Consider the following 24,178-nt stretch of genomic DNA (forward strand, 5'->3'; position numbering starts at 1 on the left):
CCGCGGCACCGGCTCAGGACCGGGTGCCGGTGTAGTAGCTGCGGTACCACTGGACGAAATGGCCCAGGCCTTCATCCAGGGGCACCTGGGGTCCGAAACCGGTGAGGTTTTCCAGGGCGCTGACATCGGCACAGGTGTTGAGCACGTCACCGGGCTGCAGGGGCAGGTACTCCACCTGGGCCTGGCGGCCGAGGAGCCGCTCCAGGGTGCTGACGTAGTCCTTGAGCTCCACCGGGCGCTGGCCACCGATGTTGAACAGGCGCCACGGCGCCATGCTAGTGGAGGGGTCCGGCTGTTCGCGATCCCACAGCGGGTCCCGCGCCGGTGGCTTGTCCAGCAGGCGCACCAGGGATTCGACGATGTCGTCGATGTAGGTGAAGTCGCGCTGGTGCATGCCGTAGTTGAACAGCTTCAGCGGACGCCCCTGGCTGATGGCGTCGGCAAACAGGATCGGCGACATGTCCGGCCGGCCCCAGGGCCCGTACACGGTAAAGAAGCGCAGGCCGGTGGCCGGCACGCCGAACAGGTGGCTGTAGCTGTGGGCCATCAGCTCGTTGGCTTTCTTGCTCGCCGCATACAGCGACAGCGGATGGTCGACGTTGTCGCTGACCTTGTACGGGGTCTGCTGGTTGGCCCCGTACACCGAACTGGAAGAGGCATAGATCAGGTGCTGCACCGGGAAGCGCCGGCACATTTCCAGCAGGTTGAGAAAACCGCTGAGGTTGCTGTCCAGGTAGGCCTTGGGGTTTTCCAGGGAGTAGCGCACCCCGGCCTGGGCGGCGAGGTTGATCACCACCTGGGGCCGGATCTCGGCAAACAGCCGCTCCAGCCCGGCGCTGTCGGCCAGGTCCAGGCGTTGCAGCGGGAAGTGCCCCACTTGCCGTTCCACCCAGCGCACCCGGTCGCGCTTGAGCTGGGGGTCGTAGTAGTCGTTGAAATTATCCAGCCCGGTGACCTGGTGCCCATCCTTGAGCAGACGCAGTGCGGTATGGGCGCCGATAAAACCGGCGGCTCCGGTGATCAGGATATTCATGCGCAAAGGGCCTCCGGGATGCGGTAGGGCAGGCCAATGCTCAGATAGTGCAGACCGGCGTCCGCTGCCTGTTGCGGGTTGTAGAGATTGCGCCCGTCGACGATCAGGCGGTCCTTGAGGGTGTCGCGCAGCAACTTGAAGTCCACCACGCGAAAGGCTTTCCATTCGGTGCAGATCACCAGCGCATCGGCGCCTTGCAGGGCGTCATCGCGGGTGGCGCACAGCTGCAGGTCATCGCGGTAGCCGTACAGGCGCCGGCATTCGGTCATGGCTTCCGGGTCGTAGGCCTGGACCCTGGCCCCGGCATCCCACAGCGCTTGCATCAGGTAGCGGCTGGTGGCTTCGCGCATGTCGTCGGTGTTGGGCTTGAAGGCCAGGCCCCAGAGGGCAATGACCTTGCCCTGCAGGTCGTCGCCCAGGTGCGCCTTGAGCTTGCGAAACAGCACATGGCGCTGCTGCTCGTTGACGTCGCGCACGGTCTTGAGCATGTGCGGTTCCAGCCCGTGGCTTTCGGCGGTGTGGATCAGCGCCCGCAGGTCCTTGGGGAAGCACGAGCCGCCGAAGCCGGCGCCCGGGTAGATGAAGTGGTAGCCGATGCGCGGATCGGCGCCGATGCCCTTGCGCACCGCGTTGATGTCCACCCCCAGGCGTTCCGCCAGGTTGGCCATCTCGTTCATGAAGCTGATGCGGGTGGCGAGCATCGCGTTGGCCGCGTACTTGACCAGCTCGGCGCTGCGGTTGTCCATGAACATCAGGCGGTCATGGTTGTGGTTGAACGGCGCGTACAGTTCGCTCAACTGTTGGCGGGGCAGGTCATGGGCACAGCCGACGATGATCCGGTCCGGGCGCATGCAGTCGGCCACGGCCGAGCCTTCCTTGAGGAACTCCGGATTGGAGACCACGTGCACCCGCAGCTGGGATTGGCCCAGGTCCGCCAGTTGCTCGGCGACGGTTTCGACCACCAGATCGGCAGTGCCCACCGGCACCGTGGATTTGATCACCAGGGTCTTGTCGCTGAGCATCAGGCTGGCAATCTTGCGGGCCACCGCCAGGACATGGTCGAGGTCCGCCGAGCCGTCTTCGTTGGAGGGCGTGCCGACCGCGATGAAGATCACCTGGGCATGGCCCACGGCGTCGCTGGCCTGGGTGGTGAAGTGCAGTCGGCCGGCCTTTTGATTCTCTTCGATCAGGGTCGCCAGACCCGGCTCGTGAATCGGCGGAATAGAACGTTGCAGCTGGGCGATTTTCTGGCTGTCGATATCGACACACACCACGTTATGCCCGACATCGGCGAGGGCAACTGCTTGCACCAGGCCGACATAACCAGTACCGAAAACGCTGACTTCCAAGGGAACGACCTCGTCCATGATGAGTGTTGGGTGAGGCTGTGGCTCACCTTCCGCAAAGGGCGTATGGCACATTGCCGCCATCGCGCTCTTTTTTTGACACTATCACAGTGGTAAGACGTTTAATTGACGTTTTGCGGTGCTGCATAAATGACACTGCCGTTTTTCATATTCTCCTGGATTGATATAAATACATATAAATCAATGAGTTAAACTGTCTTATGAGGGTTGTAAGGTAAAGCGTCAAATAGTTGTTTCGGTATTTTCAAAAGACAAAAAATCCGACAGACGGTATGTCTAAGCGATAAAAAAATGATGCTTTTTTGCCAGCATTGACTACTGGCTATTCAGGCCGAGGGCATTTCTGATCGTTCGGACAGTTTTTACCCGGCTGCCGGCCTGATGAAAAATTGAAAAAAATGACAGGTTTATTCCTGTTTTTGTCGGTATTGGGTCGCTCGCCGCTGCGCGCTGTTTTTCGACCGGGGAGTCAGACTAAAGTCGGGTTGGGGCGGTTTTGGCCATCTGCCATCATGGGCGCCCCTCATTGATTCAATCAATTCAACCTGCATTCTTTGATTTGCAGGATGAATGAGTCCTGGGTCTCTCCCTACCGACCTCGCGTCACTGATTTGTGCTGGAGCCTGTTCATGCGTCCCCCTTTTTCCCTGATCCATCCGTGCCCGCTGCTGGGCCTCGGAGCCGCCGTCCTGTGGGCTGGATTTGCCCCGTCGGTTCACGCCGACGGCTTTCTTGAGGACAGCAGCGCCAAGCTGGAATCACGCACGATCTACTTCAACCGGGATTTTCGTGACGGCCATACCAGCACCGAGCAGGGGGCTTCCAAGCGTGAGGAGTCGGCCCAGGGCTTCATCCTCAACCTGCAGTCGGGCTACACCGAAGGCACCGTGGGGTTCGGCCTGGATGCCCTGGGCATGCTGGGGATCAAGCTCGACTCCAGCCCCGACCGCAGCAACAGCGGCCTGCTGCCTTCCAGCGGGCACGACCCGCGGGGCTCGGCGGACCAGTACGCCAAACTGGGCCTGACCGCCAAGGTTCGGGTCTCGCAGACCGTGTTCAAGTACGGCGCGCAACTGCCGGACCTGCCGCTGCTCAAGTACAACGACGGGCGCCTGCTGCCGACGATGTTCAATGGCGCGGTGCTGACCTCCAGGGAGGTCAAGGACCTGACCCTGACCGCCGCACGGCTCAACCGCTACACCGCCCGGGATTCCACCGACGCCCAGGACATCCGCGTGCATTGCAAGAACAAGCGCTATGCCTGCAACACCACGGCGGATCACTTCGACACCTACGGCCTGGACTACAAGTTCAACGAGCGGCTGACCGGCCAGTACCACTACGCCGAGCTGGAAGACATCTACCGCCAGCATTTTGTCGGCCTGCTGGCCAACCAGCCCCTGGGCCCTGGCGTGCTCAAGGGCGACCTGCGCCTGCTCAAGAGTGCCGACACCGGCGCCGAGCGCGCCGGTGGCATCGACAACCGCGCCCTGAGCACCTTGCTCGGCTACAGCCTCAGCGGTCACACCCTGAGCGCCGGCTGGCAGCGCATGTACGGCGACAATTCGATGCCCTACCTGGATGGCAGCAACCCGTACCTGGTGAACTACGTGCAGGTCAACGACTTCGCGGCGATCCAGGAGCGTTCCTGGCAGCTGCGCTACGACTACGACTTCAAGGCCGTTGGCCTCAATGGCCTGAGTTTCCTGACCCGCTACGTCAGCGGTGACCACATCAAGGTTCCGGGCAGCCTGCGCGAAGGCCGCGAGTGGGAGCGCGACAGCGAACTCAAGTACGTGGTGCAGAGCGGCACCTTCAAGGACGTCAGCCTGCGCCTGCGCAACGCCACCTACCGCAGCAACTACCAGAAGATCGCCCGCGACATGGACGAAACCCGGCTGATCGTCAGCTACAACTTCTCCCTGCTCTGACCAGGGCCGAGGAAAAGCACCACGGCGGCACTGAATGTTGCAGGAGCTGGCTTGCCAGCGAAGGTGTCGCCCGAATCGGCGCAAGGCTGACGGGCCCCTTCGCCGGCAAACCGGCGCCTACAGCGGCTGCAGTTGATGGCGGTAGGGCAGGTCCGGGCCGGTGCGGGTGCAGGTCAGGGCGGCGGCGTTGACGGCAAAGCGCAGCAGGGCGTCGGTCTGTTCGCGGGTCAGTTGCTCAAGGCCCTGGGGCGAGTCCAGCCCCTGCTCGGTCAGCCAGGCAATCAGCGCCGCCTGGAAGGTGTCGCCGGCGCCCACGGTGTCGGCCACTTGAACCTTGGGCGTCGCCACCGACCAGCTGCCATGCCGGGCGCTGAACACCGTCGCGCCCTGGCTGCCGCGGGTCAGGAACACCAGTCGGGCATTGCCCTGCAGCCATCCCTGGATCAGCGTCTGCGGCGCTTGCCCGGGGTAGAGCAGGGTCAGGTCTTCGTCACTGACCTTGATCAGGTCGGCGTACCCGGCCAGTTCGGCGATGCGCTGGCGCCACAGTTGGATATCCGGCTGCGGGTTGAGCCGCACATTGGGGTCGAGGCTGATCAGCCGCCGCCCGCGCTCACGGCGCACCAGGGCCAGCAGGGTGTCGGCAATCGGCTGCACCACCAGGGCAAACGAGCCGACATGCAGCCCGCGCACCCTGGCGTCCAGCTCCGGCAGGTGTTCTTCGAGCAATTGGCGATCGGCGCAGCCTTCGCCCCGGAAGCTGTAGTGCGGCGAGCCATCGGCGCCCACGGCGACCATGGCCAGGGTGGTCGGGGCGGCGAATTCCCGCAGGTAGTCGGTGTTCACGCCTTCCTCTTGCAGCACCCGCCGCAGGCGCTGGCCCAGGTAGTCCCGGGACAGTCCGGCCAGCAGCGCGGCGTCGATGCCCAGGCGACGCAGGCCCACCGCCACGTTGAACGGCGAACCACCGGCAATCGCCTGGAACGCCACTTTATTGGCCGGAGCACCGGCCTCATCCGCGCTGAAAAAGTCGAACAGCGCCTCGCCACACACCAGATACATAGTCATTCGCTCTTCAAAGGGTTGTCAGTCGTTGTCGGTAACCTTGGTACAACGGTTCGTAGGCCGCTACGTGTTCGGCCCGAGGCTGGGTGGCGCTGCCCGGGTCCAGGTGCACGCAGCGCTCACAGAGTGCTTGCAGATCCAGTGTCGGCTGCTGCTCCCGGCCGTGACACCAGGCAGCCTGGATCGCCGCGCCCAGGGCCGCGGCTTCGTGCTCCAGGGGGCAGATCACCGGGGTGTGCATGATATCGGCGACCATCTGCCGCCACAGCGGACTTTTTGCCCCGCCACCGATCAGGCGGATGCTCTGGCTGTGCAAGCCCGCCGCGCGCAACAGATCCAGGCCGTAGCGCAAGCCGAAGGTGGTGCCTTCGACCACGGCGCGGCACAGGTTGGCCTGGGTCAGGTTGTCCAGGGTCATGCCATGCAGGCTGCCTTGGGCATGGGGCAGGGCGGGCACCCGTTCACCGTTGAAAAACGGCAACAGGCACAAGCCACCGGCGCCGATCGGCGCTTGCGCCAGGCGCTGGTTGAAGCCGGCCAGATCCAGGCCCAGCAGCTCGCGCACCAGGGTGGTGGCGTTGGTCAGGTTCATGGTGCAGATCAGCGGCAGCCAGCCACCGCTGGAGGAGCAAAAGGTGGCCACCGCCGGCTCGGGGCTGACCCATGGCTGTTCGGCAAAGGCATACACGGTGCCGGAGGACCCCAGGCTCATGGTGATGATGCCGGGCTGGATGTTGCCGGTGCCGATCGCCCCGAGCATGTTGTCGCCACCGCCGCTGGCCACCAATGCCTCCGCGCTGATGCCCAGTTGCCGGGCGATGGCGGGCTGGATGCGGCCCACCGCCTGATGCGCTTCGAGCAGGTGCGGCAAGGCCCGCTCCAGGCGCCCGCTGGGGTCGATATGGGCCAGCAGGGCGCGGTCCCAATCGCGTTTGCGCACATCGAAGTAGCCGCTGCCCGAGGCGTCGCCGTACTCGCTGCAACAGCGTCCGGTCAGGCAGAAATTCAGGTAGTCGTGGGGCAGCAGGATGTGCGCGATACGCTGGAACACCTGAGGCTGCTGCTCCCGGGTCCAGAGCAGTTTCGACACCGTATAGCCCGGCGCGATGGCCAGCCCCAGACGCTCCAGGGAACCCTGGGTGCCCCCCAGCCAGTCCAGCAGGCGCTGGTTCTCGGCGCTGCTTTCGGTGTCGCACCAGAGCTTGGCCGGGCGCAGCACCTGGCCCTGGTCATCGAGCAGCACCAGCCCGTGCTGCTGTCCGGAAATCCCGACACCGAGCACCTGCCCGCCATCCACCCCGGCTGCCTGCAATGCCTGCCGGGTTGCGCCGATGCAGGCCTGCAGCCACTGCGCCGGGTCCTGCTCGCGGCGGCCATTGGCGCCGCTGATCAGGCGGTGGGGCGCGGCGCCGTGGCCCAGGACGGTGCCGCTGCGGCTGTCGAGAATCAGCGCCCTGGTGCCCTGGGTGCCGCAGTCGATGCCAAGAAAAAGCCTGGATTGAGTCATGAGGGTTCCCGGTTCCGGTGGTTGTTGGCGCTCTGGAGACTCTCCGCCTGGCCGCCCCGGCCGCTTATGGCCGGTGGCCGCTGCGGTGCCTTGGGCGAGGCGGCGAAAAGGCACGCAGGCCCTTGCCTGGCAAGCTGCCGCCCAGGGCACTTCATCGCGCCAGCAAGCGTTCCAGGGTCTGGCTCACGCCGTGTTCGCGCAAGCTGTTGAAGCAGCGTTCGAAGGCGGCGATGAACTCGGCGGAGCGCGCAATCGCCACACCGAAGATCTCTTCCACCCCCAGCAGGCGCTGGGTCAAGAGGCTGTCGTCGGCCACCAGGGCCTGACAGAACTCGGCCCTGGGGTCGGGGATCGAGTAGTGCCTGCCGTTTTCGTCCACCCCCCGCAGGTACAGGGCCCAGGCCGCCACTACCAGGGCCGCGCGTTCGGTGTCGCGGCCATCGGCGATCAGGCGGTTGACCGTGGGCACGGTGAACTTGGGCAGCTTCGATGAACCGTCGCTGCACACCCGCTCCAGCTGGTCGGCAATCGCCCGATTGGAGAAGCGCTGGATCAGGGTGTCCTTGTACGCCGCCAGGTCGATGCCCGGCACCGGCGCCAGTTGCGGGGTCACGTCCAGGTCCATGTAGTCCCGCAGGTAGGCGACGAACAACGGGTCGTCCAGGGTTTCGTGGACGAAGCGGTAGCCCTTGAGAAAACCCAGGTAGGTCAGGGCCAGGTGGCTGCCATTGAGCAGCTTGATCTTCATCTCTTCATAGGGCGTGACGTCGTCGGTGAACTGCACGCCGACCTGCTCCCAGGCCGGGCGGCCGTTGCAGAAGCGGTCTTCCAGCACCCACTGGACAAAGGGTTCGCAGACCACCGGCCAGGCGTCGTCGATGCCGTGTTCATCGTGCAGTTGCAGGCGGTGAGCGTTGCTGGTCATGGGGGTGATGCGGTCGACCATGGCGTTGGGGAAGCTGACGTGACGGGCGATCCAGTCGTGCAGGTCGGCGTCGTGGCGGGCGGCGAAGGCCAGCAGCGCCTTGCGGGTCACCGCGCCGTTGTGCGGCAGGTTATCGCAGGACATCAGGGTGAAGGCCGGAATGCCCGCGGCCCGGCGTCGGGCCAGGGCGGCGCAGAGAAAACCGAACACCGTGCGCGGCTGCCGCGGGTGGGCCAGATCGTGCTGGATTTGCGGCAGATGGAGCATGAACTCGCCAGTGCTGTCGTCGATGCAGTAGCCGCCCTCGGTGATGGTCAGGGAGACGATGCGGATCTCCGGGCTGGCCAGCTTGTCGATCAGCGCCTGGGCGCCGTCCTCGGCCAGCAGCATCTGGCTGATGGCGCCGATTACCCGTACTTCGTGGCCGTCGCCGTCACCCAGTTCAAAGAGGCTGTAGAGGTAGTCCTGGCCGGCCAGATCGTCCCGGGCGCGGCGATCCTCGGGGCGCAGGCCGATGCCACAGATGCTCCAGTCCAGGCCCAGGCCCCGGTTCATCAGGGCATCGGTGTAATAGGCCTGGTGGGCCCGGTGAAAGCCGCCGACGCCGATGTGGGCAATGCCCTGGCGGGTGTCGGCGGGCCCGTAGGCGGGCAGCCGCACCTGGGGCGGCAATTGGCTGAGGTTCAAGCGATTGAGTTTCATGCGGGGGCTCTCGGTCATCAGGGGATCAGGCGGCGGCGCGCAGCAAGCGGGGAACGGCCTGGCCTTGGTCATCGAACAGATGGCAGTGCTCGGGGTCCAGTTGCAGGTGCAGTTGCTCGCCGTAACGGCTGGCCAGGTCACCGCGGATGCGCAGGGTCAGGGCTTCGCCGCCGCTGCTGCGGACATGGCAGAAGGTGTCGCTGCCCAGGCGCTCGGCAACGTCGGCTGTCACCGGCAGGCTGGCGCGGCCGGGCTCGCCCAGCTCCAGGTGTTCGGGGCGGATGCCCAGGGTCACCGCGCTGCCGACCTTGAGTTGCGCGCTGTGGCGACCCAGGTGCAGGCGCGCCCCGGCCTGCAGGTGCACCTCGCACCCCTGGCTGTCGACCTGGCTGACGTGGCCCTTGAGAAAGCCCATTTTCGGCGTGCCGAGAAAGCCGGCGACAAACAGGTTGGCCGGGTTGTGATACAGCTCCAGGGGCGCGCCCACCTGTTCCACCCGGCCGCCGTTGAGCACCACCACCTTGTCCGCCAGGGTCATGGCTTCGACCTGATCGTGGGTGACGTAGATCATGGTGGCCTGCAGCTCCTGGTGCAGGCGCGCCAGCTCCAGGCGCATCTGCACCCGCAGCGCGGCATCCAGGTTGGACAGCGGTTCGTCGAACAGGAAGATCTTCGGGTTGCGCACAATCGCCCGGCCGATGGCCACGCGCTGGCGCTGGCCGCCGGACAGTTGCTTGGGCTTGCGTTCGAGCATCGGCCCCAGTTCGAGGATGCGCGCCGCCTCATCGACCTTCTTCTGCACCAGGGCCTTGTCGACCCCGGCCAGGTCCAGGGCGAAGGACATGTTCTTGCGCACGCTCATGTGCGGGTACAGGGCGTAGGTCTGGAACACCATGGCCAGGTCGCGCCTGGCCGGGCTGACTTCGGTGATGTCGCGGCCGTCCAGCTCGATGCGACCGCCGCTGACTTCCTCCAGCCCGGCGATCAGTCGCAGCAGGGTGGATTTGCCGCAGCCCGAGGGGCCGACGAAGACCACGAATTCCTTGTCGTTCACCTCAAGGTCGATGCCCTTGATGATCTCGAAGCCTTCGAAGCCTTTTTGCAGGTTGCTGATTTTCAGGTGAGCCATGGGGTGTCTCCAACAATTCGAGGGTTACTTCACTGCGCCAAAGGACAGGCCGCGCACCAGCTGTTTCTGGCTGATCCAGCCGAAGATCAGGATCGGCGCGCAGGCCAGGGTCGAAACCGCCGAGAGCTTGGCCCAGAACAACCCTTCGGGACTGGAGTAGGAGGCGATCAGCGCGGTCAGCGGGGCGGCATTGGCAGAGGTCAGGTTCAGCGACCAGAAGGCTTCGTTCCAGCACAGGATCAGCGACAGCAGCACGGTGGAGGCCAGCCCGCCCTTGGCGATCGGCAGCAGCACCCGGAGCATCTCCTGGGCCAGTGTGGCGCCGTCCAGGCGGGCGGCTTCAAGGATGTCCCGGGGGATGTCCTTGAAGTAGGTGTAAACCATCCACACCACGATCGGCAGGTTGATCAGGGTGTAGATCACGATCAGCGCAATGCGCGTGTCCAGCAGGCCGAAACTCTTGGCCAACAGGTAGATCGGCATCAGCACCCCCACCGGCGGCAGCATCTTGGTCGAGAGCATCCACAGCAGGGTGCGCTTGGTGTTGCGGGTCTCGTAGAAGGCCATGGAGTAGGCCGCCGGCACCGCGATCAGCAGGCACAGGGCGGTGGCGCTGAAGGAGATCAGCACCGAGTTCCAGGCGTAGGCGAAGTAGTTGCTGCGCTCGTTGATGTGCAGGTAATTCTCAAGCGTCGGCGTGAAGATGAACTGCGGCGGCGTGGCAAAGGCACCGATTTCGCTCTTGAAGCTGGTCAGCACCATCCAGAAGATCGGAAAGAAGATCAGGATCGCGATGGCCCAGGCCAGGGTGCCCAGCAGCAGGCTGCGCAGGCGTCGGGATTGTTGCAGGGTCATGGCGGGCACCTCAGCTCTGGTCAGTCAGGTTCTTGCCGATCATCCGCACCAGGATGATCGCGGCGATATTGGCGATGACCACGGCGATCAGGCCACCGGCCGACGCCATGCCCACGTCGAACTGCACCAGCGCCTGGTTGTAGATCAGGTAGGCCAGGTTGGTCGAGGCGTAGCCCGGGCCGCCGTTGGTGGTGGTGAAAATTTCGGCGAACACCGAGAGCAGGAAGATGGTTTCGATCATCACCACCACCGCGATCGGCCGCGCCAGGTGCGGCAGGGTCAGGTGCCAGAAGATCGCGATGGGGCCGGCGCCATCCAGGCGTGCGGCTTCTTTCTGTTCCTGGTCCAGGGACTGCATGGCGGTCATCAGGATCAGGATGGCGAACGGCAGCCACTGCCAGGACACGATGAGGATGATCGACAGCAGCGGGTAATGGCCCAGCCAGTCCACCGGCTGGGCGCCGAACAGCTTCCACACGGCGGCGAGGATGCCCGATACCGGGTGAAAGATCAGGTTCTTCCAGATCAGCGCGCCCACCGTGGGCATGATGAAGAACGGCGAGATCAGCAGCACCCGGACCAGGCCGCGGCCGAAGAACTCGCTGGCCTCCAGCAGGGCACTGATCAGCACCCCGAACACCACGCTGATCAGCAGCACGCTGCCCACCAGCAACAGGGTGTTGGTGGCCCCGGGCACAAAGCCCGAGTCACTGAGGAAGTAGCTGAAGTTCTCCAGGCCCACGAACGGGTTTTCACCGGGGTACAGCAGGTTGTAGCGGATCAGCGAGAAGTACAGGGTCATGCCCAGGGGCACGATCATCCATAGCAGCAACAACGCCACCGAGGGGCTGACCAGAAACCAGCCGGGGCTGGCCAGGCGACGCTTGCGGCGAGCCGCCTGCGCTGGCAGATGGAGCTTGGCAGTCGAGGTATTCATGAGGATCACAACCAGTTGGGTATGAGGGGCGCGCGACACTGCGCTGGCATGGCCGGGTTGCGCGTAGGAGCTGGCTTGCCAGCGAAGGCGTCCTTGAACACTGCGCAAGACTCAAGGGCCTCTTCGCCGGCCAGCCGGCTCCTACCAGGCGTGCCGGGTTATTTCGGGTAGCCGGCGCGCTTCATTTCCCGCTCGGTGCTCTGCTGCGCGGCGGCCAGGGCCTGGTCCACCGTGCTCTGGCCGATCAGCGCCGCGGAAAACAGCTTGCCGACCTGGGTACCGATGGCCTGGAACTCGGGAATGGTCACCAGCTGGATGCCGATGTAGGGCACCGGCTTGAGGGTCGGTTTGCTGGGGTCCACCGCCTTCAGCGATTCCAGGGTGATCCGGGCGAACGGTGCGGCGTTCATGTAGGCCGCGCTGTAGGTCGAAGCCCGGGTCCCCGGCGGCACGTTGGCGATGCCGTCCTTCTCCGCCACCAGGGCTGCATATTCCTTGGAGGTGGCCCAGGTGGTGAAGGTCCTGGCGGCGTCCTTGGCCTTGGAACTGGCGGGGATCGCCAGGGACCAGGAGTACAGCCAGGCACTGCCTTTGTCGGTGACCTGATGCGGGGCAAAGGTGAAGCCCACCTGCTGGGCGACCTTGCTCTGGCTCTGGTCGGTGACAAAGGAGCCGGCGACGCTGGCGTCGACCCAGATCGCGCACTTGCCGCTGTTGAACAGCGCCAGGTTTTCATTGAAACCGTTGCTCGAGGCCCCCGGCGGGCCGGATTTCTTCATGTTGTCGACGTAGAAGGTCAGGGCGTTCTTCCACTCCGGCCCGGTGAATTCGGGCTGCCATTGCTCATTGAACCAGCGCGCGCCGTAGCTGTTGGCCAGGGTGGTGATCAGGGCCACGTTCTCGCCCCAGCCGGCCTTGCCCCGCAGGCACAGGCCGTATTGCTCCTGGCCGGGTTTGTTGAGCCTGGCGGCGAACTCGCCGATCTGCTCCCAGGTCGGCCGCTCCGGCATGCTCAGGCCGGCCTGCTGGAACAGGTCGGTGCGGTAGTAGGTCATGGAGCTTTCGGCGTAGAACGGCAGGGCATAGAGCGTGCCCTTGACCGACAGCCCCTCGCGCACCGAGGGGAAGACGTCATCCAGGTCATAGCTGGCGGGCAGGTCCTGCATCGGTTGCAGCCAGCCCTTGGCGCCCCAGAGCGCGGCCTCGTACATGCCGATGGTGAGCACGTCGAACTGCCCGCCCTGGGTGGCGATATCGGTGGTCAGGCGCTGGCGCAGGACGTTTTCTTCCAGCACCACCCAGTTCAGCTGGATGTCCGGGTGCTGGCTCTCGAAGGTTTTCGACAGCCGTTGCATGCGGATCATGTCGCTGTTGTTGACGGTGGCGATGGTCAGGGTCTGGGCGCCGAGGGTGACGCTGCTGAGGGTCATGCAGGTGGTGACGAGCAGGGCTTTGGTGCAAGGGTTCATCGGTCACTCCTGTTCTGCGCCGGTGCGGGCTGCAGAAGGACGGTTATTGTTGTTATGTCTTCTGCCGGACGAGGCAGAATGTGGGCTGATTACAGCCCGCCAACGCGGTGCTGACAAATCATCCCTGACACTTGAATCGATACTTTTTTGCACTGCAGAGATAGCGGTTCGTTGACCGTGCTAGCGGTTTGCACGGCTTGCCCGGGTGGCGGGGCGATGCAGGGGCGGACGAATCCGTATCGGTTTTCGCTGGTGCAAGGCTGTCAACTACGGCCAAAGCCCACTGGCTTTTTCCCGGTCACTGCCTAAGATGGCGATCCCGGGATCCTTAGGAAAACGTTGGTCACGATGGCGGAAAAAGACACCATCTCCATGCAACTGGTGCGCGAGGCGCTGCTGCAAAGCTGTGCGCCGGGAGCAGCCACCGCGGAAGTGCTGAACAAGGTCGGGATTGATCCGGCGCTCCTGCAGCAGGGCTGCGCGCGCGTCCCGGCCAGCGCCTATGCCCGGCTCTGGCGGCTGTTGGCCCGGCGTCTGGATGACGAGTTTTTCGGCATGGATCCGCGCCGGCTGAAGTCCGGCAGCCTGGCCTTTCTCTGCCGCTCGGCCATGGCCCAGCCGACCCTGGCGGCGGGGCTGGATTCGGTGCTGGGCTTTCTGTCGCTGATGTTCGAACGCCTGCCGGCGCAACTGGTGCGCCAGCAGAGCCTGGCGGAAATCGTCCTGCAGGACGACGAGCATGCGCCGGGCCGGGCCTTCAGCTATTTCACCTACTGGATGATCGTCCATGGCGTGGCCTGCTGGCTGGCAGGGCGGCGGATTCCGATCCTGGCGATCGAGCTGCGCTGCCCGCAGCCGGACTTCTGCGACGACTACCGGGTGATGTTCTCCGACAACCTGCGCTTTGCCCGGTCGCGCACGCGGATGATCATCGCCGCCGATTGCCTGGACCTACCGATCAAGCGCAGCGAGGAAGAGCTCAAGCGCTTTCTGGCCCAGGCCCCGGCCAACATCCTGGTGAAGTACCGCGACCCCGAGAGCCTGGCCAGCCGCATCAAGCAGCAGTTGCGGCAATTGCCCGGCGAGCAGTGGCCGGAAAGCGAAAGCCTGGCCCAGAGCCTGTGCATGTCCGCCTCGACCCTGCGCCGTCGCCTGGCCGAGGAGGGCCAGAGCTACCAGGCGCTCAAGGACAGCGTGCGCAAGGAACTGGCGATTGTCTGGCTGGCGGAGCCGCAACTGAGTTTCGCCGAGATAGCCGGGCGCCTGGGGTTTGCCGACACCAGCTCGTTCTACAAGGCGTTTCGCAAATGGTCCGGCTCCAACCCCGGGCATTACCGCAGCCTGATCCTCAACGACCCGGACCTCTCGTAGGAACCGGCTTGCCGACAAAGGGGCCAAGCCCTGCGCCGCCCCGGCCGACGCCTTCGCTGGCAAGCCAGCTCCTACAGCAGTCAGATACACCGTGCAGTTCCCTGTAGGAGCCGGCTTGCCGGCGAAGAGGCCCGCAAGCCGTGCACCACTGCGGTTGCGCCTGCGCCGGCAAGCCGGTTCCTGCAACGAGCGCGGGGCCTGCCGGTCGCCACGGCCGGGGTGGGTTCTTGGCCAAACCGGTCACGCAACTTGATAGCTTTGACCATTGTCGCGCGAGGGCTCTGGCGCCAGTATTTCCCTGCTTTTCATGAGGTTCCCATCCTAATAAGAACAGTGAGGGATTCAGGCAATGCGCAACTACCAGTCCGCCATCAAGGATTTCAATTATCAGCACTGTGTCGACGCCGCCCTGGCGGGTTCGCTGTCGGCGCTCAATGCCTGCGTCGAATGTTGTGACCGGCATGCGTTGCCCGGGCGCATCGCGCTGTTCTGGGAGGGCCGCGACGGTAGCAGCGCCACCTATACCTTCACTGAACTGCAGGACAAGGCCGCACGCCTGGCCAATTTCTTCCTGGCCCAGGGGGTCGGCAAGGGCGACAAGGTCGCCGGGCTGCTGCCGCGCAATGTCGAGTTGCTGATCACGGTGCTGGCCACCTGGCGCATCGGCGCGGTGTACCAGCCGCTGTTCACCGCCTTTGGCCCCAAGGCCATCGAGCACCGCCTCAACAGTTCAAAGGCCAAGCTGGTGATCTGCGACGCGGTGAACCGGCCGAAGCTGGCGGAAGTCGCCGAGTGCCCGACCGTCGTCACGGTCGCGGCGGCCAAAGGGCAGGGCATCGTGCGCGGCGATTTCAGTTTCTGGGCCGAACTGGAACAGTACCCGGCCCAGTGCGAGCCGGTGCTGCTGACCGGCGAAGACCCGTTCCTGCTGATGTTCACCTCGGGCACCACCGGCCCGTCGAAAGCCCTGGAAGTGCCGCTCAAGGCCATTGTCGCGTTCCAGAACTACACCCGCGACGCGGTGGACCTGCGCCCCGAGGATGCGTTCTGGAACGTCGCCGACCCGGGCTGGGCCTACGGCATCTATTTCGGCGTTACCGGGCCGCTGGGCCTGGGTCACCCGATCACCTTCTACGATGGCCCCTTCACCCTGGAAAGCACCTGCCGGGTGATCAACAAGTACGGCATCACCAACCTCACCGGCTCGCCTACGGCCTACCGCCTGCTGATCGCCGGCGGCGACCAGTTCGCCCGTTCGATCAAGGGGCGCCTGCGCATCGTCAGCAGCGCCGGTGAGCCGCTGAACCCGGAGGTCATCCGCTGGTTCGCCGAACAGCTGGACGTGGTGATCCACGACCATTACGGCCAGACCGAGCTGGGCATGGTGCTGTGCAACCACCACGGCCTGGACCACCCGGTGCATGTCGGCGCCGCCGGTTTCGCCTCGCCCGGCCACCGCATCGTGGTGCTGGACGAAGAGTACCGCGAGCTGGGTGTCGGCCAGCCGGGCATCCTGGCCATCGACCGCAGCCAGTCGCCAATGTGCTGGTTCGCCGGTTACGCCGGGGTGCCGACCAAGGCGTTCGTCGGTGACTACTACCTCAGCGGCGACACCGTCGAGTTGAACCAGGACGGCAGCATCAGCTTCGTCGGCCGCAGCGACGATGTAATCACCACGTCCGGCTACCGGGTCGGTCCCTTCGACGTGGAAAGTGCCCTGATCGAACACCCGGCGGTGGTGGAGGCGGCGGTGGTGGGCAAGCCCGATCCGGAGCGCACCGAGCTGGTCAAGGCCTTCGTGGTGCTCAGCGAGCAGTACCGCGCCACGCCGGAGTTGGCCGAGGAATTGCGCCAGCATGTGCGCAAGCGCCTGGCGGCCCATTCCTACCCCCGTGAAATCGAATTTGTCAGTGATTTGCCCAAGACCCCCAGCGGCAAATTGCAGCGCTTTATCTTGCGCAACCAGGAAATCGCCAAGGCTCAAGAGGCCGCGGCGTCAACAGCTACCGCGTAAACAGGATTGAAACGATGCAGATCGCAAACAAGGTTTTTCTCGTCAGTGGTGGTGCTTCCGGCCTCGGTGCGGCCAGCGCTGAAATGCTGGTGGCCGCCGGCGCCAAGGTGATGCTGGTGGACCTCAATGCCGAGGCCGTGGCGGCCCGGGCCCAGCAACTGGGCTGCCACAGCGTGGTGGCGGACATCAGCCAGGAGGCCGCGGCGGAAGCGGCGGTGCAGGCCACGGTCAAGGCCTTTGGCGGGCTCAACGGCCTGGTCAACTGTGCCGGCATCGTGCGCGGCGAGAAGGTCCTGGGCAAGAACGGCCCCCATGCCCTGGCCAGCTTCAGCCAGGTGATCAACGTCAACCTGATCGGCAGCTTCAACCTGCTGCGCCTGGCCGCGGCGGCCATTGCCGAAAGCGCGGCCGATGCCGATGGCGAGCGCGGGGTGATCATCAACACCGCCTCCATCGCCGCCTTCGACGGGCAGATCGGCCAGGCCGCCTATGCGGCGTCCAAGGGCGCCATCGCCAGCCTGACCCTGCCGGTGGCCCGCGAGCTGGCGCGTTTCGGCATTCGGGTGATGACCATCGCGCCGGGGATTTTCGAAACCCCGATGATGGCCGGCATGAGCGACGAAGTGCGCGCCGGTCTGGCCGCCGGGGTGCCGTTCCCACCGCGCCTGGGCAAGCCCGCCGAGTACGCCGCGCTGGTGCGGCATATCATTGAAAACAGCATGCTCAACGGCGAGGTGATCCGTCTCGACGGCGCCTTGCGCATGGCCGCCAAGTAAGGAGGAATTCTCATGTCCATTGCCCACGATCCAATCGTTATTGTCAGCGCCGTCCGCACCCCGATGGGCGGTTTCCAGGGTGAACTCAAGGGCCTCAGCGCCCCGCAACTGGGGGCCGAGGCCATCCGCGCCGCGGTAGAGCGCGCAGGAATCGCCCCGCAAGCGGTGGAGGAAGTGCTGTTCGGTTGCGTGCTGTCCGCCGGCCTTGGCCAGGCCCCGGCGCGCCAGGCGGCCCTGGGCGCCGGCCTGGACAAGGGCACCCGCTGCACCACCCTGAACAAGATGTGCGGCTCCGGCATGGAGGCCACCATCCTGGCCCATGACCGGCTGCTGGCCGGCAGCGCCGAGGTGGTGATCGCCGGCGGCATGGAAAGCATGTCCAATGCCCCGTACCTGCTGGACCGCGCCCGCAGCGGCTACCGCATGGGCCATGGCAAGGTGCTCGATCACATGTTCCTCGACGGCCTGGAAGATGCCTACGACAAGGGCCGCCTGATGGGCACCTTTGCCGAGGACTGCGCTGAGGCCAATGGCTTCACCCGCCAGGCCCAGGACGACTTCGCCGTGGCTTCCCTGACCCGCGCCCAGCAGGCGATCAAGGACGGCCTGTTCAAGGACGAGATCGTTCCGCTGCAGGTGATGATCGGCAAGGAGTCGAAGCTGATCAGCGATGACGAACAGCCGCCCAAGGCCAAGCTGGACAAGATCGCCACCTTGAAGCCGGCGTTCCGCGACGGTGGTACCGTGACCGCCGCCAACGCCAGCTCGATCTCCGACGGCGCCGCGGCCCTGGTGCTGATGCGCCGTTCCGAAGCCGACAAGCGCGGCCTCAAGCCGCTGGCGGTGATCCACGGGCACGCGGCCTTCGCCGACACCCCGAGCCTGTTCCCGGTGGCCCCGGTGGGCGCCATCGAGCGGCTGCTGAAAAAGACCGGCTGGGCCCTGAGCGATGTCGATCTGTTCGAAATCAACGAAGCCTTCGCCGTGGTCAGCCTGGTGACCATGAGCAAGCTGGACATTCCCCACGCCAAGGTCAACGTGCACGGTGGCGCTTGCGCCCTGGGCCATCCGATCGGTGCCTCCGGCGCGCGGATCCTGGTGACCCTGCTCTCGGCCCTACGCCAGAAGGGCCTCAAGCGTGGCGTGGCCGCGATCTGCATCGGCGGTGGCGAAGCCACGGCCATGGCCGTTGAATGCCTGTAACGAGGAATCCCGATGTTGCCCAATGACGAACAACTGCAGATCAGCGACGCCGCCCGGCAATTTGCCCAGGAGCGTCTGAAGCCCTTTGCCGCCGACTGGGACCGCGAGCACCGCTTTCCCAGGGAGGCCATCGCCGAGATGGCCGAACTGGGCTTCTTCGGCATGCTGGTGCCCGAGCAGTGGGGCGGCTGCGACACCGGCTACCTGGCCTATGCCATGGCCCTGGAGGAGATCGCCGCCGGTGATGGCGCCTGTTCCACCATCATGAGCGTGCACAACTCGGTGGGCTGCGTGCCGATCCTCAAGTTCGGCAACGACGAGCAGAAAGAGCGTTTCCTCAAGCCCCTGGCCAGCGGCGCCATGCTTGGCGCCTTCGCCCTCACCGAGCCCCAGGCCGGCTCCGACGCCAGCAGCCTGAAAACCCGGGCCCGCCGCGACGGCGACCACTATGTGCTCAACGGCTGCAAGCAGTTCATCACCTCGGGGCAGAACGCCGGGGTGGTGATCGTGTTCGCGGTCACCGACCCGGCGGCCGGCAAGCGCGGCATCAGCGCCTTTATCGTGCCCACCGATGCGCCGGGCTATAAGGTCGCGCGCATCGAGGACAAGCTTGGCCAGCACGCCAGCGACACCTGCCAGATCCTTTTCGAGGATGTGAAGGTGCCGCTGGCCAACCGCCTGGGGGAGGAGGGCGAGGGCTACAAGATCGCCCTGGCCAACCTCGAAGGCGGCCGCGTGGGCATTGCCGCGCAATCGGTGGGCATGGCCCGGGCCGCGTTCGAAGCGGCGCGAGACTACGCCCGCGAGCGCGAAACCTTCGGCAAGCCGATCATCGAGCACCAGGCCGTGGCGTTTCGCCTGGCGGACATGGCCACCCAGATCGCCGTGGCGCGGCAAATGGTGCATTACGCCGCGGCCCTGCGCGACAGCGGCAAGCCGGCCCTGGTGGAAGCCTCGATGGCCAAGCTGTTTGCCTCGGAAATGGCCGAGAAGGTCTGCTCGGCGGCATTGCAAACCCTGGGCGGCTATGGCTATTTGAGCGACTTCCCGCTGGAGCGTATCTACCGCGACGTGCGCATCTGCCAGATCTACGAAGGCACCAGCGACATCCAGCGCATGGTCATTTCGCGCAATCTCTGACTTTTTAGCAGGAGCTGATACATGAGCTACGAAACCATCTTGTTGGACATCAAGGACCGGGTCGGTCTGATCACCCTCAACCGTCCCCAGGCGTTGAACGCCCTCAACGCGCAGATCGTCGGCGAGGTGAACCAGGCCCTGGACCGCCTGGAAGCCGACCCGCAGATCGGCTGCATCGTCATCACCGGCTCGAAGAAAGCCTTCGCCGCCGGTGCCGACATCAAGGAAATGGCCGAGCTGACCTACCCGCAGATCTACCTCGACGACCTGTTCAGCGACAGCGACCGCGTGGCCAACCGGCGCAAGCCGATCATCGCCGCGGTCAACGGCTTCGCCCTGGGTGGCGGCTGCGAACTGGCCTTGATGTGCGACTTCATCCTGGCCGGTGACAACGCCAAGTTCGGCCAGCCGGAAATCAACCTCGGCGTGCTGCCGGGCATGGGCGGCACCCAGCGCCTGACCCGCGCCGTGGGCAAGGCCAAGGCCATGGAAATGTGCCTGAGCGGACGCTTTATCGATGCCGTGGAGGCCGAACGCTGCGGCTTGGTCGCGCGCATCGTGCCGGCGGACGAGCTGGTGGAAGAAGCCCTGAGGGTCGCCGCCGTGATCGCCGCAAAATCGATCCCGGTGAGCATGATGATCAAGGAAAGCGTGAACCGCGCCTTCGAAGTCAGCCTGTCCGAAGGCGTGCGCTTCGAACGCCGGGTGTTCCACGCCGCCTTCGCCACCCAGGACCAGAAAGAGGGCATGGCCGCCTTCATCGCCAAGCGTGATCCGCAGTTCAAGGATCAGTAACCGCACCGCCCCTGGCAGGACGCGGCGTTCATCCGGCGTCCCTGCCCCCTCAACCGCAGCGCCTAGGGTCTGTTCCCGTTTGGTGACAGGCCGCGACGGTGGCCCACTGGGCACAGGGCAAGGTGCGAGGAGCGCAGTTTGGTTGTTCCCAATAAGCTCCGAGCAACGCCGCCCTGTGCCCAGTGAGCCCCGTCCCTTCGGGTTGCGTGCCAAACGTCGCGAGGCTGCGTTGCGGGATTTGCCAAGGGAACAACCATTGGCGGCATCCCGCGCCTTGCCTCGCACCGTTTGGCCCAGCAACGCGGCTCGTCACCAAACGGGAACAGACCCTAGCTGCGGTTGATGGAAACTCCCCCCTCAACCAGCATCGCCGTCCCGCTGACGAAACTGGCGGCGTCCGACGCGAGAAACAGCGCCGCGCGGGCAATTTCCTCGGGACGGGCGAGGCGCTTGAGGGCATGCAGGTTTTCGACAAAGGCGCGTTTCTCAGGGGTGTCGGTGGCTGCACGGCCCATGGGCGTGTCGGTGCCTCCGGGCAGTAGCGCGTTGGCACGAATGCCGTGGGGGCCTTCTTCAGCGGCGATGACCTGGGTCAACCCGATCAGCGCGGCCTTGCTCGCGGCATACGCCGCCATACCGGGAAAACCGACGCGGTGCCCGACAAAGCTGGACGTGAAAATAATGGACCCTGCGCCCCGGCTGCGCAGAGCCGGCAGCTGGTACTTGGCCCCGAGAAAGGCACTGGTCAAGTTGCAGTCGAGCACGGCCTGCCACTGGCCAAGGGTCAACTCGGAGACGGACTGGGCTTCACCTGTGATTCCGGCGTTATTGAAGGCGATATCCAACCCACCGAAACGCTCCAGCGCCAGCGCCACAAGACGCTCGGCCAGTGCCTCGCTGCGAATGTCACCGGCAACCCCAAGTGCCTCGCCACCGGCTTGCTGGATCTGGGCGACCAACGCATCCAGTGCGTCGCCCCGACGGCCAGTCACTATCAGGCGCGCGCCTTCCTGGGCGAACAGCCGGGCGGCGGCCTGACCGATTCCCGACGTGGCCCCCGTGACAATCGCGACTTTGTCGTGCAGTTGTTTCATGATCGACCTCCTTTGCCTGAGCGTTGAGCCAACCTTAGGCCGCTGCGAACGACGCGGAACTCCGGATCTTGCGTTGAATATCTTTTTGAACGCACTGCGGCCAACTACCGCCTGCCCATCTGCTCGACAGCACCCAACAGGGCTTATGGGGCTCTTGCACTGCAGATCGCGCGTGGCGAGGAGGGCGGCCATGGGAGCAAAAAAAATCGCAGCCTGGGCTGCGATTTTTTGTTTTCGGCGTCAATGCCTACAGCTGGTAATGCTTCAGCTCGCGGGCAATCAACAGGCGCTGGATCTCGCTGGAGCCTTCGTAGATCTGGGTGATCCGCGCATCGCGGTAGTAGCGCTCCACCGGGTAGTCCTCCAGGTAGCCGTAGCCGCCATGGATCTGCATGGCCGAGGAGCAGACCTTCTCGGCCATCTCCGAAGCGAACAGCTTGGCCTGGGAGGCCTCCGACAGGCAGGGTTGGCCGGCGCTGCGCAGGCGCGCGGCGTGCAGGATCAGCAGGCGCGCGGCATTGAGCCGGGTGTGCATGTCGGCCAGCAGGTTGGCGATGCTCTGGTGTTCGATGATCGGCTTGTCGAACTGCACCCGTTCCCGGGCGTAGGCCAGGGCCGCTTCAAACGCGGCGCGGGCGATGCCCAGGGCCTGGGCGGCGATGCCGATGCGGCCGCCCTCAAGGTTGGACAGGGCAATGGCCAGGCCCTTGCCCCGTTCGCCCAGCAGGTTGGCTTCGGGGATGGTGCACTGGTTGAGGGTGACCGCGCAGGTGTCGGAGGCGCGAATGCCCATCTTGTGCTCGGTGCGGTCGACGATGAACCCCGGGGTGTCGGTGGGTACCAGGAACGCCGACAGGCCTTTCTTGCCCAGTTCCGGGTCGGTCACCGCAAAGACGATGGCCAGTTGGGCGCGCTTGCCGTTGCTGACGAACTGCTTGGCGCCGTTGATCACCCACTGGCCGTCGCGCAGCTCGGCGCGGGTGCGCAGGTTGTGGGCTTCGGAACCGGCCTGGGGTTCGGTCAGGCAGAAGCAGCCGATGGCTTCGCCGGCGGCCAGGCGCGGTAACCATTGCTGTTTCTGCTCCTGGCTGCCGTAGTTGAGGATCGGCCCGCAGCCCACCGAGTTGTGGATGCTCATCAAGGCGCCGGTGGCGCCGTCGCCGGCGGAGATTTCCTCCACCGCCAGGGCGTAGGCCACGTAGTCCAGGTAGCTGCCGCCCCATTCCTCGGGGACCACCATGCCCAACAGGCCCAGCTCGCCCATCTTGCGCACCAGGGCGTCGTCGATCCAGCCGGCCTTTTCCCAGGCCTGGGCATGGGGCGCGATCTCGCCACGGGCAAAGTCCCGGGCCATGTCGCGGATCATCACTTGTTCTTCGCTCAGTTCAATGTCGTGCATGGGCTCAGCTCCCGCTGTCGTCGAAACCGCTGAAGAAGCTCGCCACCCGCTGCGCCTCGAGGGCGGCCAGGGTCGGTGGATTCCAGCGGGGGGTCTTGTCTTTGTCGATGATCAGGGCGCGCACGCCCTCCATCAGGTCGCCGTGCTCGAACCACTGGCGGTCCAGGTGCAGCTCCAGGGCGAAGCATTGCTCCAGGCTCAGGTGCCGGCCGCGGCGCAGCATCTCCAGGGTCACGGCCATGGCCAGGGGCGAGCGGCTGTCCAGCAGGTCGGCGGTGGTCGTGGCCCACTCGTGGCTGTCGGCAACCGTGACGCTGCGCAGTTGCTCGACGATGCTCGCCACGTCCGGCAGGGCGAAGAAGTGATCGATGGCCGGGCGCAGGGCTTGCAGCGGCGCGTCGGGCAGGCTCTGCACCGCCAGCTTGGCCAGCAGACCCTGCAGGTCCTTGAGCGGCGAGTCGCTCCAGTGCAGGCGATCCAGGCGCTGGTGCAGCAGGTCCAGCTTGCCGCTGTCCAGGTGCCAGTCGGCCAGGCCGCAGTACAGGGCATCGGCGGCGCGGATCTGCACGCCGCTGACGCCCAGGTAGGTGCCCAGCTCACCGGGTATCCGCGAGAGGAAGTAACTGCCGCCGACATCCGGGAAGTAACCGATGGCCACTTCCGGCATCGCCAGGCGACTGCGCTCGGTGACCACCCGCAGGTCGGCGCCTTGCACCAGGCCCATGCCGCCACCGAGAACGAAGCCGTCCATCAGGGCCAGCACCGGCTTGCGGTAATGGTGGATGGTCAGGTCCAGGGCGTATTCCTCGACGAAGAAATCCTCGTGCAGGGTATCGCCGCCCTGATAGCTGTCGTACAGCGAACGGATGTCGCCGCCGGCGCAGAAGGCCTTTTCCCCGGCGCCGCGCAGGACCACCGCGTGGATCAGCGGATCCTGGGCCCAGGCGTTGAGCTGGCGTTGCAAGGTGCGCACCATCGACAGGGTGATGGCGTTGAGTCCGGCGGGGCGGTTGAGGGTCAGGTGACCGATGTGGTTGCGCACCTCCACCAGCACCTCGTCCGAGGTGGCGTCGAGGTCCCGTGTCGTCTGGGATGAAACCTGAGCAGTCATCACTAACTCCCTGCTTTTATTGTTTTTTGTATGAGGCTCGCGCGCGAGCATCGGCGGATCGTAACAGTGCAAATTTGCCGATTACAACCCCGAAAGCTGCAGGTCGACTGTGCATTTTTGCATGACGATAAATACCTGCCGGGCCTTGCAAGACAGCTCTGGGTCAAGGTCTAGAGCCTTGGCGACAGAATCGGCTGTGAAATAGCCGTTATCAGCCGATCCAGGCTGTTTCAGGCGCCCCTTACGACACCTGGGAGGCTTTGGCTGTTGGCATTCTGGCGCTCCGTTGCAGCGTAGACCGCGGCAACCGGAGGTAGCTCGGGCATTGACCGCCGGGCCTGCCCACTCACAACAA

General features: G+C 65.1%; 19 protein-coding genes. 7 read left to right on the plus strand and 12 right to left on the minus strand.

Annotation, left to right across the window (positions count from 1 at the left end; all coding sequences use genetic code 11):
* Nucleotides 1-13 precede the first annotated feature (13 nt).
* Both ACMGG8_RS19220 and ACMGG8_RS19225 read right to left on the minus strand, forming a co-directional pair.
* Nucleotides 14-1,033 (minus strand): NAD-dependent epimerase, encoded by a 1,020-nt coding sequence (locus ACMGG8_RS19220; RefSeq protein ID WP_060839340.1) that lies wholly within the window; start codon nt 1,031-1,033, stop codon nt 14-16.
* The gene (locus ACMGG8_RS19225) at nt 1,030-2,382 is read right to left on the minus strand and encodes a UDP-glucose dehydrogenase family protein (RefSeq protein WP_414158170.1); all 1,353 of its coding nucleotides are present in this window, start codon (nt 2,380-2,382) and stop codon (nt 1,030-1,032) included. The genes ACMGG8_RS19220 and ACMGG8_RS19225 overlap by 4 nt, the downstream gene beginning before the upstream one ends.
* Nucleotides 2,383-3,029: 647 nt before the next feature.
* Here ACMGG8_RS19225 and ACMGG8_RS19230 point away from each other — a divergent pair.
* Nucleotides 3,030-4,331: an OprD family porin gene (locus tag ACMGG8_RS19230; protein ID WP_060843614.1), complete on the plus strand. Its 1,302-nt coding sequence runs from the start codon at nt 3,030-3,032 to the stop codon at nt 4,329-4,331.
* Nucleotides 4,332-4,448: 117 nt separating this feature from the next.
* Here the strand turns inward: ACMGG8_RS19230 and ACMGG8_RS19235 are convergent, their stop codons facing one another.
* The 7 genes from ACMGG8_RS19235 to ACMGG8_RS19265 all read right to left on the minus strand — a co-directional run bounded on the left by ACMGG8_RS19235 (nt 4,449) and on the right by ACMGG8_RS19265 (nt 12,920).
* Complete coding sequence (locus ACMGG8_RS19235) at nt 4,449-5,393, minus strand: carbohydrate kinase family protein (protein WP_414159956.1); 945 nt, start codon at nt 5,391-5,393, stop codon at nt 4,449-4,451.
* A gap of 13 nt (nt 5,394-5,406) precedes the next feature.
* Nucleotides 5,407-6,903: a xylulokinase gene (gene xylB, locus ACMGG8_RS19240; RefSeq protein ID WP_414158171.1), complete on the minus strand. Its 1,497-nt coding sequence runs from the start codon at nt 6,901-6,903 to the stop codon at nt 5,407-5,409.
* 151 nt (nt 6,904-7,054) lie between these two features.
* On the minus strand, nt 7,055-8,530 hold the full coding sequence (locus ACMGG8_RS19245) for a mannitol dehydrogenase family protein (protein WP_060839336.1): 1,476 nt from the start codon (nt 8,528-8,530) through the stop codon (nt 7,055-7,057).
* A gap of 25 nt (nt 8,531-8,555) precedes the next feature.
* Nucleotides 8,556-9,659, minus strand: coding sequence for an ABC transporter ATP-binding protein (locus tag ACMGG8_RS19250; protein ID WP_060839335.1), 1,104 nt, complete (start codon nt 9,657-9,659; stop codon nt 8,556-8,558).
* Between the two features lie 24 nt (nt 9,660-9,683).
* Complete coding sequence (locus ACMGG8_RS19255; protein ID WP_414158172.1) at nt 9,684-10,514, minus strand: carbohydrate ABC transporter permease; 831 nt, start codon at nt 10,512-10,514, stop codon at nt 9,684-9,686.
* A gap of 10 nt (nt 10,515-10,524) precedes the next feature.
* Entirely contained in the window at nt 10,525-11,451 is a 927-nt protein-coding gene (locus ACMGG8_RS19260; RefSeq protein ID WP_414158173.1) for a carbohydrate ABC transporter permease, read from the minus strand.
* Between the two features lie 158 nt (nt 11,452-11,609).
* Nucleotides 11,610-12,920 (minus strand): ABC transporter substrate-binding protein, encoded by a 1,311-nt coding sequence (locus tag ACMGG8_RS19265; protein ID WP_414158174.1) that lies wholly within the window; start codon nt 12,918-12,920, stop codon nt 11,610-11,612.
* A gap of 348 nt (nt 12,921-13,268) precedes the next feature.
* Here ACMGG8_RS19265 and ACMGG8_RS19270 point away from each other — a divergent pair, with 348 nt between their 5' ends.
* The 6 genes from ACMGG8_RS19270 (at nt 13,269) to ACMGG8_RS19295 (ending at nt 20,219) form a co-directional block, all read left to right on the plus strand.
* A complete protein-coding gene (locus ACMGG8_RS19270; RefSeq protein WP_108543788.1) occupies nt 13,269-14,291 on the plus strand; it encodes an AraC family transcriptional regulator in 1,023 nt (340 codons plus the stop codon).
* Nucleotides 14,292-14,640: 349 nt separating this feature from the next.
* A complete protein-coding gene (locus tag ACMGG8_RS19275) occupies nt 14,641-16,305 on the plus strand; it encodes an AMP-binding protein (RefSeq protein WP_414158175.1) in 1,665 nt (554 codons plus the stop codon).
* 14 nt (nt 16,306-16,319) lie between these two features.
* Nucleotides 16,320-17,081, plus strand: coding sequence for an SDR family NAD(P)-dependent oxidoreductase (locus ACMGG8_RS19280; protein ID WP_060843608.1), 762 nt, complete (start codon nt 16,320-16,322; stop codon nt 17,079-17,081).
* 12 nt (nt 17,082-17,093) lie between these two features.
* Nucleotides 17,094-18,284: an acetyl-CoA C-acyltransferase gene (locus tag ACMGG8_RS19285; RefSeq protein WP_414158176.1), complete on the plus strand. Its 1,191-nt coding sequence runs from the start codon at nt 17,094-17,096 to the stop codon at nt 18,282-18,284.
* A 12-nt stretch (nt 18,285-18,296) separates the two neighbouring features.
* Nucleotides 18,297-19,424 carry an acyl-CoA dehydrogenase gene (locus ACMGG8_RS19290; RefSeq protein ID WP_060839327.1) on the plus strand — a complete coding sequence of 376 codons (1,128 nt, stop codon included), beginning with the start codon at nt 18,297-18,299 and terminating at the stop codon, nt 19,422-19,424.
* A gap of 21 nt (nt 19,425-19,445) precedes the next feature.
* The gene (locus ACMGG8_RS19295; protein ID WP_060839326.1) at nt 19,446-20,219 is read left to right on the plus strand and encodes an enoyl-CoA hydratase; all 774 of its coding nucleotides are present in this window, start codon (nt 19,446-19,448) and stop codon (nt 20,217-20,219) included.
* Between the two features lie 329 nt (nt 20,220-20,548).
* Here ACMGG8_RS19295 and ACMGG8_RS19300 read toward each other — a convergent pair whose 3' ends face one another.
* The 3 genes from ACMGG8_RS19300 to ACMGG8_RS19310 all read right to left on the minus strand — a co-directional run bounded on the left by ACMGG8_RS19300 (nt 20,549) and on the right by ACMGG8_RS19310 (nt 23,823).
* Nucleotides 20,549-21,313, minus strand: a complete 765-nt coding sequence (locus ACMGG8_RS19300; RefSeq protein WP_108543780.1) for an SDR family oxidoreductase — start codon at nt 21,311-21,313, stop codon at nt 20,549-20,551.
* Nucleotides 21,314-21,560: 247 nt separating this feature from the next.
* On the minus strand, nt 21,561-22,712 hold the full coding sequence (locus tag ACMGG8_RS19305; protein ID WP_060839324.1) for an acyl-CoA dehydrogenase family protein: 1,152 nt from the start codon (nt 22,710-22,712) through the stop codon (nt 21,561-21,563).
* Nucleotides 22,713-22,716: 4 nt separating this feature from the next.
* Nucleotides 22,717-23,823 carry an enoyl-CoA hydratase/isomerase family protein gene (locus ACMGG8_RS19310; RefSeq protein WP_414158177.1) on the minus strand — a complete coding sequence of 369 codons (1,107 nt, stop codon included), beginning with the start codon at nt 23,821-23,823 and terminating at the stop codon, nt 22,717-22,719.
* Between the last annotated feature and the right edge of the window lie 355 nt (nt 23,824-24,178).

The organism is Pseudomonas sp. BNK-45 (assembly GCF_047456255.1).
Lineage (GTDB): Bacteria > Pseudomonadota > Gammaproteobacteria > Pseudomonadales > Pseudomonadaceae > Aquipseudomonas.